11 protein-coding genes and 1 pseudogene are annotated in these 10,398 nt (G+C 64.6%); 4 read left to right on the top strand and 8 right to left on the bottom strand.

Annotated elements, in window-relative coordinates:
• From O7A61_RS28600 to O7A61_RS28590, 4 genes and pseudogenes are all read right to left on the bottom strand, one after another.
• Positions 1-435, bottom strand: a 435-nt coding sequence (locus tag O7A61_RS28600; protein WP_442921126.1) for an ABC transporter permease, incomplete at its 3' end; no start/stop codon positions are given.
• The gene (locus tag O7A61_RS28595) at positions 432-1,541 is read right to left on the bottom strand and encodes a sugar ABC transporter ATP-binding protein (protein ID WP_442921127.1); all 1,110 of its coding nucleotides are present in this window, start codon (positions 1,539-1,541) and stop codon (positions 432-434) included. The genes O7A61_RS28595 and O7A61_RS28600, both read right to left, overlap by 4 nt.
• Positions 1,515-1,943 (bottom strand): annotated as a pseudogene (locus O7A61_RS32670) (ATP-binding cassette domain-containing protein); the annotation flags it as partial. The pseudogene O7A61_RS32670 and the gene O7A61_RS28595, both read right to left, overlap by 27 nt.
• A 321-nt stretch (positions 1,944-2,264) precedes the next feature.
• Positions 2,265-3,212, bottom strand: coding sequence for a substrate-binding domain-containing protein (locus O7A61_RS28590; RefSeq protein WP_337132621.1), 948 nt, complete (start codon positions 3,210-3,212; stop codon positions 2,265-2,267).
• Positions 3,213-3,518: 306 nt separating this feature from the next.
• Between O7A61_RS28590 and O7A61_RS28585 the strand changes: the two genes are divergently transcribed.
• Positions 3,519-3,920, top strand: a complete 402-nt coding sequence (locus O7A61_RS28585) for a type II toxin-antitoxin system HicB family antitoxin (protein ID WP_337132620.1) — start codon at positions 3,519-3,521, stop codon at positions 3,918-3,920.
• Positions 3,921-4,100: 180 nt separating this feature from the next.
• On the opposite strand, the gene O7A61_RS28580 is transcribed toward O7A61_RS28585, so the two are convergent.
• On the bottom strand, positions 4,101-4,985 hold the full coding sequence (locus O7A61_RS28580; protein WP_337132619.1) for an SDR family oxidoreductase: 885 nt from the start codon (positions 4,983-4,985) through the stop codon (positions 4,101-4,103).
• Between the two features lie 90 nt (positions 4,986-5,075).
• On the opposite strand from O7A61_RS28580, the gene O7A61_RS28575 reads away from it, so the two are divergent.
• Positions 5,076-5,921, top strand: coding sequence for a helix-turn-helix transcriptional regulator (locus tag O7A61_RS28575; protein ID WP_337132618.1), 846 nt, complete (start codon positions 5,076-5,078; stop codon positions 5,919-5,921).
• A gap of 114 nt (positions 5,922-6,035) precedes the next feature.
• Here the strand turns inward: O7A61_RS28575 and O7A61_RS28570 are convergent, their stop codons facing one another.
• On the bottom strand, positions 6,036-6,332 hold the full coding sequence (locus O7A61_RS28570; RefSeq protein WP_027146294.1) for a DUF1236 domain-containing protein: 297 nt from the start codon (positions 6,330-6,332) through the stop codon (positions 6,036-6,038).
• A gap of 824 nt (positions 6,333-7,156) precedes the next feature.
• On the opposite strand from O7A61_RS28570, the gene O7A61_RS28565 reads away from it, so the two are divergent.
• Positions 7,157-7,384, top strand: coding sequence for a polymerase (locus O7A61_RS28565; RefSeq protein ID WP_337132617.1), 228 nt, complete (start codon positions 7,157-7,159; stop codon positions 7,382-7,384).
• A 115-nt stretch (positions 7,385-7,499) separates the two neighbouring features.
• Positions 7,500-7,721 (top strand): hypothetical protein, encoded by a 222-nt coding sequence (locus tag O7A61_RS28560; RefSeq protein ID WP_337132616.1) that lies wholly within the window; start codon positions 7,500-7,502, stop codon positions 7,719-7,721.
• A 91-nt stretch (positions 7,722-7,812) separates the two neighbouring features.
• Here the strand turns inward: O7A61_RS28560 and O7A61_RS28555 are convergent, their stop codons facing one another.
• Positions 7,813-9,726, bottom strand: coding sequence for a diguanylate cyclase (locus O7A61_RS28555; protein ID WP_337132615.1), 1,914 nt, complete (start codon positions 9,724-9,726; stop codon positions 7,813-7,815).
• A 161-nt stretch (positions 9,727-9,887) separates the two neighbouring features.
• Positions 9,888-10,398: LysR substrate-binding domain-containing protein (locus O7A61_RS28550; RefSeq protein WP_337132614.1), on the bottom strand; the 511-nt coding region annotated here is incomplete at its 5' end.

The following is a 10,398-nucleotide window of genomic DNA, read 5'->3' as shown; positions in this document are numbered from 1 at the left end:
GACGACGAAGGGCGGCACTTTCAGCCTTGTGCTCGCGAACCCCTGCACGCCGCCGGCCAAGGCGCCCACCATCACGGCGGCCAGCAGCGCCGCGAACCAGCCAAAACCCTGCGTGCCTGACGTCGACAGCGACAGCGTGTTGGCGGTGCCGCCCTTGGCCACCACGGCCGCCACCATGCCGCAGAAGGCCAGCAGCGAGCCGACCGACAGATCGATGCCGGCGGTGAGGATGACGAAGGTCATGCCGAGCGCGATCAACCCGGTGATCGAGATCTGCCTGGTGATGTTGAACAGGTTGATCGGGTCCATGAAGCTCGGCTTCAGCACGGTGAAGACGACGATCAGCGCCGCCAGGAACAGCAGCGGCCCGAAGCTCATCAAAAGCCGGGCGATCGTCACGCCGCCGCGCTGGTTCTGTTCCTCGGCGATGCTCATCGTGTCTGCCCTTCCGCATCCTGTGCCGGCGCGTCCTGTCCCGGCGTATCCTGCCTGTCGAGCGCCATCAATTCCATCAGCTTTTCCTCGTTTGCCTCGACGCCCGGCATCTGCCCGGTGATGCGCCCCTTGCGCATGGTGACGATGCGGTCCGACACCGCCAGCACCTCGGGCAGCTCGGACGAGATCATCATCACCGCGATGCCGCGCGCCGCCAGTTGCACCAGGATCTGGTGCACTTCCGCCTTGGCGCCGACATCGACGCCGCGCGTCGGCTCGTCGACGATCAGCACTTTTGGATCGCGCGCCAGCCAGCGCGCCAGGATCACCTTCTGCTGGTTGCCGCCCGACAGGCCTTCGATCGCCTGTTCGGCCGACGCCATGCGGATCGACAGCATCTTCCTAAACCCCAACAGCGCGTCGCGCTCGCGCCGCTCGGCCATGAAGCCGAAGCCGTTGCTGAAACGCCCAAGCGAGGCGACCGAGAAATTCGGCAGGATACCAAGCGCGGCAAAAATCGCCTGGTGCTTGCGGTCCTCCGGCACCAGGCCGATGCCGAGCGCGATGGCGTCGGCTGGCGAAGCAGGCGCGATTTCCCTGCCGTCGAGCGTGATCGTTCCCGCAGCGATCCGGTCGGCGCCGAAAATGGCGCGCGCCAGCTCGGTGCGGCCGGAGCCGACGAGGCCAGCGACGCCGAGGATCTCGCCGGCCTTGAGGTCCATGTCGACGCCGTCGAGCACGATGGCATGCGGCGCCTCGGGGTCACGCACGGTGCGCAAGCCGCGCACGGAAAGCACGACATCGCCGGCCACCGCGCGTTGCGCCGGCCGCGCGTAAAGCTCGGAGGCGGCGCGCCCGACCATCTTCTCGATGATGGCGGGCAGCTTGATCGGCCCGCCCTGACGGTCGAGATGCCCCGCCAGCCTGCCGTCGCGCAGCACGGTCATGCGGTCGCAGATGGCGGATGCCTCTTCCAGCCGGTGGGTGACGAACATGATCGCGACATGGTCCTTGCGCAGCCGGTCCATGATCGACAGCAGGCGCTGCACCTCTGTCTCGGTCAGCGCCGAGGTCGGCTCGTCCATGATGATCAGGCGGCTTTTCAAAGACAATGCACGGGCGATCTCGACCAGCTGCTGTTCGGCCACAGACAGCGCCGACACCGGCGTCATCGGGTCGATGGAGAGACCGACGCGGGCAATGATGGCGCGGGAATCCTGCTCCATCTTGCGCCAGCTCACCAGTCCGAGCGGGCCGGTCGGCGCGCGGCCGATGAAAATATTCTCCGCCACCGTCAGCGTCGGAATCAGGCTGAGCTCCTGGTAGATGGTGACGATGCCGTGCCGCTTGGCATCCTGCGGGCTCGCCGGCTGGTAGTCGGCGCCGTCGAAGGTGATGCGGCCGCCGGAAGGCGGCATGACACCGGACAGGATTTTCAACAGCGTCGATTTTCCCGCGCCGTTTTCGCCAAGCAGGCCGAGGATTTCGCCGGGGCGGACGTCGAGCGAGACATCGCTCAGCGCGGTGACGCCGGCGAAATGCTTGGTGACGCCCTCGACGGCAAGCAGGACGGGGGATGCGGCTTCAACTAAAGGCAAAGACTTCTCCTTGTTGCCATCCCTATACTAGCCAGGTTGCGCTTGAACGCCCCCTTTGTCCTGCCGGACATCTCCCCCTCGAGGGGGGAGATTGGCTGTTGCCCTGCTTTCGCCAATCACCGGCATTGCAGGAAGAGCGCCGGCGTCGGGACATCCGATCTCCCCCCTTGAGGGGGAGATGGCCGGCAGGCCAGAGGGGGGTGCTGTCCCGCCAGCCTCTCCATGCGAGCCCTACTTCGTCTCGTTCAGCCTTTCCGCCTTGTCGAGATTGTCCTTGCCGATGACGATGGGGGTCAGCAGCACCAGTTTCTCCTTCGGCTCGGTCTTGTCCTTGGCGTAGGAGACCGCGATCTGTACGGCGGTGCGCGACTGCTTGCCGGGGAACTGTTCGACCGTGCCGGCGAGCTTGCCGTCGCGCACGGCGACCAGCGCTTCCGGCAGCGCATCGAAGCCGTAGATCTTGACGTCGCTGAAGTTGCGCGCGGCACACGCTTCGAGCGCGCCCAGCGCCATATCGTCATTGGCGCAGATGATGGCGTCCGGCTTGCCGTTGGCGGCAAGGCCGGCTTCCGTCACCGTCAGTGCCTCGGCGCGGGCGAAGTTGGCGGTTTGCTCATAGATGATCTGGTACTTGTCCTTCAGCGGATCGAGCACATTGTGCACGCCCTTGTTGCGGTCGATCGCGGGACCCGCGCCCGGCTGGCCCTGCAGGTGGAACAGCTTGGCGCCGTTCGGGAATGCCGCAACCACGGCCTGGGCTTCCGCCTCGCCGCCCTTGACGTTGTCGGCGCCGACATGGGCAAGGATGCCCTGGACCCCGTCGACGCGGCGGTCGATCGTCACCACGGGAACGCCGGCCTTGACCGCTTCCTCGATGGCTGGCGCCAGCGCGTTGACGTCGAGCGGCGAGATGACGATCGCGTTGACCTTCTGCACCAGGGCCGCCTCGATGTCGGCGGTCTGCTTGGTGGCCGAGTTCTGGCCGTCGCTCTCGGTCAGGTTGACGCCTTGCGCCTGCGCTTCGGCCTTGATCTCGTTCAGCATGTGCACGAAGAACGGAAAGCCGAGACTGGGCACCGAGCCGAGAATGGTCAGTTTGTCCGCGGCGAAAGCCGAGCGTGCGACCAGCATCATGGCGCCCGCGGCCACGGACGTCATCAGGAATTCGCGTCTGTTCATGGGTTCCTCCTCCACTGAAGCGCACGTCCCTAAAAACCGGGACCGGTTTCAGGAAGGATCACGCGCCGGTTAAAGTGTTGGAGCATCCTCCTTGCGCCAAGAACGCATGCCGCTCCAGCTGACCGCCTAAATTCCTCCGATCGGCGTCAACAAGAGGATGCTAACCCAGGGTCAACCGTTTGTGCAACATCGATATAACAGAGCCGGACAGCGACTTGTCGGAATTGGTCGGAATTTAGGATTGTAGCCGGGCCGCTCCTTCGGGGGCATCGAAAAGCAATCTGGACTGAAACTGAGGTGACTGACATGAAGCAGTATATCGGACTGATCCACAAGGATGCCGACAACGACTTCGGCGTGTCTTTCCCTGATTTCCCAGGCGGGATTACCGCCGGCAAGGATCTGGATGACGCCCGGTCCATGGCTGAAGAGGCCCTTGCCCTCCACATCGAGGGGCTGGTCGAGGATGGCGATGCCATTCCGGAGCCTTCCAGTCTTGAGGCTGTGATGACAGACGCCGACAATCGCGACGGCGTTGCAATCCTGGTCGCGGCAAGGACCGGAGCCAGGAAGGTGGTGCGTATCAACGTGACCCTGCCGGACGACGTTCTCCAGCGGATCGATGCCTTCGCCGAAGCCCATGGCTATACGCGATCCGGGTTTCTGGCGAAGGCAGCGGAGAAGGTGATGGCGCTCGAAGCGGCCTAATGCATGTCGCCCGGAAGTGTGCTCGGTTCCGGGACGACGACATGCATAAAATCAGAAGCTTACAGTAGGTCGGGCGAATCCTATTCGCCGCGACATGCTGTAGGCCTGTCACGCCCCAAACACGGCAATTGACATAGCCGGCGTGACTTCACGGTCTGCGACGGCCGCCTCTTACGCGCATCAGTATCGCATGGCGTCGAGATCGGCGATCAGCGTCGGCCCCGTCGGACGCCAGCCGAGCCGCGCCTGGGTCAGCGTGCTGGAGGCCGGCAGGTCCATGGGAGCGAACATCGCCATCCAGCCGAAATGCTCCGCCGCCTTTTCCGGTGCGATCGAAACGACCGGCAGGTTCAGGCCCCGGCCAAGCGCCTCGGCGATCGCACGCACCTCGACGCCTTCCTCGCCGACCGCGTGATAACGCGCGCCGGGCTGCCGCTTTTCCACGGCAAGGCGATAGAGGCGCGCCACGTCGAGGAGGTGGCCCGCCGCAAAGCGATTGCGGCCTTCACCGACATAGGCCGAGACGCCTTTCTGGCGCGTGATTTCGATAAGCGGCGAGATCAGCCCCTGCTTGACCGTGTTATGGACCTGCGGCAGCCGCATCACCGACACGTTGATGCCCGCCTCCAGCAGGGCATTCCCGGCGAGTTCCGAGGCGACGCGCGGATTGGGATGGCTGGGGTTGAAGACGTCCTCGACCGCCAACTGGCCATGGCCGGGGGCGCCCATTCCGGTGCCCGACGTGATCACCAGCGGCCGGTCGGAACCGGCGAGTGCCTGGCCGAGTGCCGCGATGACGCGCCTGTCCTTTTCGCAATTCTCGGCGAACCTCGAAAAATCATGGTCGAAGGCCGTGTGGATCACCGCTTCCGCCTTCGCCGCGCCGTCGCGCAGGCCCTCGGGATCCTCGAGGGTTCCGCGATACACCTCCACGCCCGCGGCGGCCAACGCCTCGGCGCCGGCATCCGAGCGGGTGACGCCGATTACCTGATGGCCGGCCTGAAGAAGTTCGGGGACAATCGCCGAACCGATGAAGCCGGTGGCGCCGGTAAGAAAGATACGCATGCAAAATCTCCTGCACAGTTGCCCGCGCAGTATCGCTGCTCTATTATTCCATTAAAGTAGTGACTTTATCATGGTATAATGACTAACAGGATGCCCAACAATTCCGCCGGTTCGCTCGCAGCCTTCCTGAAAGACCGGCGCACCCGGCTCGACCCCTCGTCGTTCGGCTTCTCGGGGCGCAGGCGCACGCCGGGACTGCGCCGGGAAGAGGTCGCCCAGCGCGCCAACATCAGCCCGACCTGGTACACATGGCTTGAACAGGGCCGCGGCGGCGCGCCTTCGGCCGACGTGCTGAACCGGATCGCCAAGGGACTGCTGCTGACCGAGGCCGAGCGCGAACATCTTTTCATGCTGGGGCTGGGGCGTCCGCCAGAGGTCCGCTACATCGGCGCCGACGGCGTCAGCCCCAGGCTGCAGCGCCTTATCGACACGCTCGAGGCAAGCCCGGCCTTGATCAAGACGGCGACCTGGGATGTCGTCGCCTGGAACCGCGCCGCGCAAATCGTGATGACTGACTACAGCACCTTGCCCCCGGGTCAGCGCAACATCCTGCGTTTCATGTTCCTGAGCCCCACTATCCGCGCCAAGCAGCACGATTGGGAGAACCTCGCCCGCTTCGTGGTCGGCGCGTTCCGGGCCGACGCGGCACGCGCCGGCGCGGTGTCCGAGGTCGCCCAGCTCGTGGACGAGCTTTGCAGCGCCAGTCCCGAGTTTGCCGCCCTGTGGCGGGAAAACAACGTGCTCAGCCATGGCGACGGGACAAAGCGCCTGAAGCATCCCGAACTCGGCGACATCGAACTCGAATATTCGGCCTTCGCGGTCGACGGCCGGCCGGATTTGAGCCTGACCGTCTACAACCCGGTGGACGGCAAGGTCGCCGACCGAATTCGCGCGCTGGCCCGGCACCGCGAACTGCAGGAGGCGGACCCATCGTAATGATGCTGGATTAGCAGGCGCGAGATCGGCAACGACCCGCGCGAATTCTGATTGCTCGGGCAACGCATTTTGCGTAGCCGGCCCGCCACCAGCCTGGCGGCGGGCCAGGCGCGGTTACTCGATGATCTTGACGATCTTGTGGGTGCCCGGGTCCACGATCACCGTCCGGTTGTCGATCACGGTGTAGCGATATTTGACGTTGGGAACTTCGTGGAGTTCAACGGTATCTGGCAAGGCCGTGCCGATATTGAGTTCCACGCCGGGAACCTTGACCGAAGCCAGCGGCTGCTTCTTCACATATTCCTTGATCACTGTTTCCTGCTCGGGCTGGATGACGACGTCCTCGGCGGCGGCCGCGCCGACGCCTGCGAGCAACAGAACCGCGGCTACGGCGGCAAGATTCTTTTTCATGAGTTCCTCCATCTGAAACTGCACAGCTACAACATTGTCACCGCGCTGCCGATCGAACTTCAGGCGGGATTGAATGTTCCAGGATCGGGCTTCGGTCCGGCCTGCCCCAGACTTAGGTCCCATCTGAAAACGCAATGGTCCTGCCGGAGCCGCCGCCGGGAACGGCCATCTTTCACGCTCGTTGTTCGCTGCAAGGTCACCGGCAGGTAGCCGGCGAAAGTCGGACTGCGACCGCGCGTGTTTTTTCGAATTGGCGCAGCTAACGTCCCTTCCTGCGCCGAAAGGGTTCGCCCGCTGCTTCCATGCGGTGGGCGAACCCTGAATTCTCCGGTTTCGGGTCAAGATGTGAGGAGATCCTGATGTTCAGCGACAAGGAAAGCCGACTTATGGAGGCGGCGCTGTTGATGGCGGTCCCGTTATCGGCCTTGATCGCCGTCCTGCTCGTCAGCTTTACCGTGAGCTGGTAGCATCCCTGTCTAACGGATATCGGCGTGCTTTCCGTCACCCCGCGGATCGGGGTTAGCCGCTGCCGAGGAATCAACGCTCGCCGCTGCCCGCGGAAATCGCGGTCCGTTCATGACACTTCAGGAGAGGCAGCCCGGCCTGCCTTGGCGGAGGGCTCGGTACGTTGCGAGCAGGCCGGGCCATGCTCCGGCTGCCACCATTGGCGGAGGCTCGGCCGATGCGCAGGCAGGTTGTGCCTTTATCGTTCGACCCGCAACTCGGACTGAAGTCCGAAGTATCAGGCGCATTGGTCCCACACGGTGAACATTGTCCGCTGGTGCTCGTTGCCCATTGCAGGTGCGTGATTTGGAGGAGAGATAATGCAGCTTGGTGAGATCATCGCCAATACCTTGGCCGTCCTCTTGCTGGTCTGTTTTCTCGCCAGCACGTTCTTCCTTTTCGGAAAGCCATTGTGGCCGGAGCAGCATGCCCGCATGGTTATCATCCCGGCGGTCGACAGGATGACGACAGCCTCGACTGGGCCCAATGGCACACCTGTCCTGCCTGACACTTTCGACACCAGCCTTGCCCATCCAAGGCCGTCCTGAAGGCCATCAAGGGCGCGCGCGGCAGCGAATACAGCAGCGCGCGAACAGCCGGAACCAAAACGACCGGCAACGGTTTCCCACCTGAAGGGACCGTAACCACGGAAACAGCAGTAAAATGGAACTTCTGACCTTGGAACTGGCCAGGGCGAGGCAGCGACTTAACCGAGCGGAACTCGCCCTCGAACGTGCAAACGCGATGCTGGACGAGGACTGTGGCATTGGTATCAATCTGAGACTTTGTGACAGGATACGATCGGCGCAACAACGCGTCGGCGAGGCGAAGGCTCGTCTTGTGAAGCTCGATCCCGCCAGCGCGGATTCAGTTCACAGCGGTTGAAGGTGCCTGGCCTGATCCTCGTTTAGGCAATAGCCAGCTCAGCCTCGATCCAAACTCTACAGGCAGCCCGGCCCCCAGGATTTGGGAAGGCTCAAGTCTTGCGCCGAGAACCGGTCGAGCGTTGGCCGCTGAGGTGCGGACGCCAGCCATGCACCCGGTCCCGCCCCGCGGCCTTGGCGCCGTAGAGCGCCTCGTCGGCGCGGCTCAGAAGATCGGCGATCTCGATGGCGGCGGCGGCCTCGAAGGTGCTGACACCGATGCTGACGGTGACGATGCCTTTTTCGCTGCCGGCATGCCCAATAGCGAGGTCGCGCACCTTGCTCCTGAGGTTTTCGGCGATGACGAAGGCCCCATGCGCGTCGGTCTCGGGCAGGATGAGCCCGAACTCCTCGCCGCCATAGCGGGCGGCGGAGTCTGCCGGCCGGCGAGCTGCCGCCTCGATGCAGCGGCTGACGACGCGCAGGCACTCATCGCCCGCCGGATGGCCGTAATGGTCGTTGAACCGCTTGAACCAGTCGACGTCGATGATGAGCAGGCTGAGCGGCATTGCGTTGCGGCTGGCGCGGGCGAATTCGCGCGCCAGCGCTTCGTCGAAGGCCCGCCGCGTCAACAGTTCGGTCAGGCCGTCGCGGTGCGCCAGGAGGTTCAGCTTCTCATTGGCGGCCATCAGTTCGGCCTCGACCTGCTTGGCCTCGGTGATGTCGGAAAACATGCTGAGGCTTCCGCCATCGCCGGTCGGCCGGGTGCGCACATCGAGCCAGCGCCCGTCGGCAAGCCGGACCTGACGGTGACTGACAAGTTTCTGCGAGGCCATGATTTCGGCGATCCACTCCTCGACCGCGTCCTGCGGCGTGATGCCTTCGCCGCGCGCCGCCGAAGCGCGCAGGATGTCGCGATAGTCGGCACCCGGCACTCTTATGTCGGCCGTCTTCGGAAACATGGCGCGGTACCGGGCGTTGCACAGCACCATCTTGCCGTCCAGGTCGAACATCACCAGGCCGTCAGCCATGTGCGTCAAGGCGTCTCCGAGCCTTGCCTGGCTTTCCGCCAGCTCGGTCTCGAGCTGCTTGCGCGCGGTGATGTCGCGATTGTGCGTGATCAGGCCGACGACCGCCCCGGTCCGGTCGCGGAACGGAGCTTTCAAGGTCGCCAGCCAGCCGTCGGTGCCGTCCTCGTGGTGAAGGTGCTGTTCGATGGTGGACGAGGCCCCCGACGCCAGCACCGCAAGCTCGTCCTCGCGGAAGCCTTTGGCCGTCTCATGCGGAAAGAAGTCGAAGTCCGTCTTGCCGATCAGCGCCTTGGCGTCGGGCGCATGCATCAGTTCCGCCGTTGCCGGATTGGCAGCGATGAACCGCCCGTCGAGATCCTTGACGTTGAGGCAATCCGGAAGTGTCTCCACCACGGCCTTGTAGATGCGCCGGGACTGCAGCGCTTCGAGACGCCGCCGCTCTTGGTAGAGCGTCAGCCCCGACAGCACCACCGAGACAAAGATGAGCAGGGAGGAAGGCAGCGCCACATCAGGCAGAATCCTTTGCAGGACCTCCCTCGGCAGGATGCTAAGGCCAAGCAGCGATGCTGCCGCGGCCGCCGCGCCAAGCAGCATGATGTCGACCACGGTGGGCCGCCGCCCTTTCAGGGCAAGGTTTCCGGCGACACCGACCAGCATGGCGGCCGCGATCCCTACCGCGCCGGCGAAGGCGCCGATGCCGCCCTCGAACGTCCGGAAGGCACCGGCCATGACCCCGGCGACGATGCCGGCGACAGGACCACCGAAGAAGCCGGCAACCGCGATCATCGTCGCCCTGAGATCGGCGAGCACGCCCGGCTGCAACTGCATGGGTGTCAGCATCAGCACGATGGCGCCCGCGCCCATCAGCACGCCGAAGGCCGCTGCCTTCGCGGCGGCCGGCCAGCGATCCAGCCACACATGCGTGTGGATCCAGACCGAAACGAACATCGCCACGACCGCGAGGTTGGCCAGCAATTCGGACCAGGGCGAACCCATTGCGCGCCTTTCCCTTATCGGGCTTTCGCCGTACCGCCCCTTTGATAGGCCCTCAATGACAACAAAGTGTTACATTAGGGATTTGCCCTTTGGTCGAAAGGAACCACGACGGCAGGGCCGAAAAAGGCCGGCACACCCGACAGCACGATGCCAGTCCGGGATCAATCCCAGCGCATCCCACCGACAAAATCGATGAACGCGCGCAGCGGCGCTGGCGTCAGGCGGCGGCCGGGATAGTAGAGGAACGGGCCTGAAAATTCCTGCCACCAGGGCTCCAGTACCGGCTCCAGCCGGCCGTCGTCGAAATAGGGGCGCAGCCAGTCCTCGAACAGCGAGACGATGCCGCCGCCGGCGACCGCCACCTCGAGCGCAAGCGCCATTGCCGTACCGGTGCTGACCAGCAGCGGGCCGGTTGGATCGACGCTCACCACCTCACCGACGCGTTCGAACTCCCAGGGCGGCGTGAAGCCGCTGGCGAAGCGACCGCGCAGGCAGGCATGATCGAGCAGGTCGCGTGGATGGCCGGGCCGGCCGTGCCGGTCGAGATAGGCCGTAGCGGCGGCGGTGGCGAAGCGCTGCCGGCGCGGGCCGATCGGAACGGCGATCATGTCCTGCTCCAGCCGCTCGCCATAGCGGATGCCGGCGTCGCAGCCGCTCGCCAGTATGTCGACG

It is taken from the genome of Mesorhizobium sp. Cs1321R2N1 (genome assembly GCF_037179725.1).
In the GTDB taxonomy this organism is placed as follows: Bacteria; Pseudomonadota; Alphaproteobacteria; order Rhizobiales; family Rhizobiaceae; genus Mesorhizobium; species Mesorhizobium salmacidum.
This window is presented reverse-complemented; position numbering and strand designations above follow the sequence as displayed.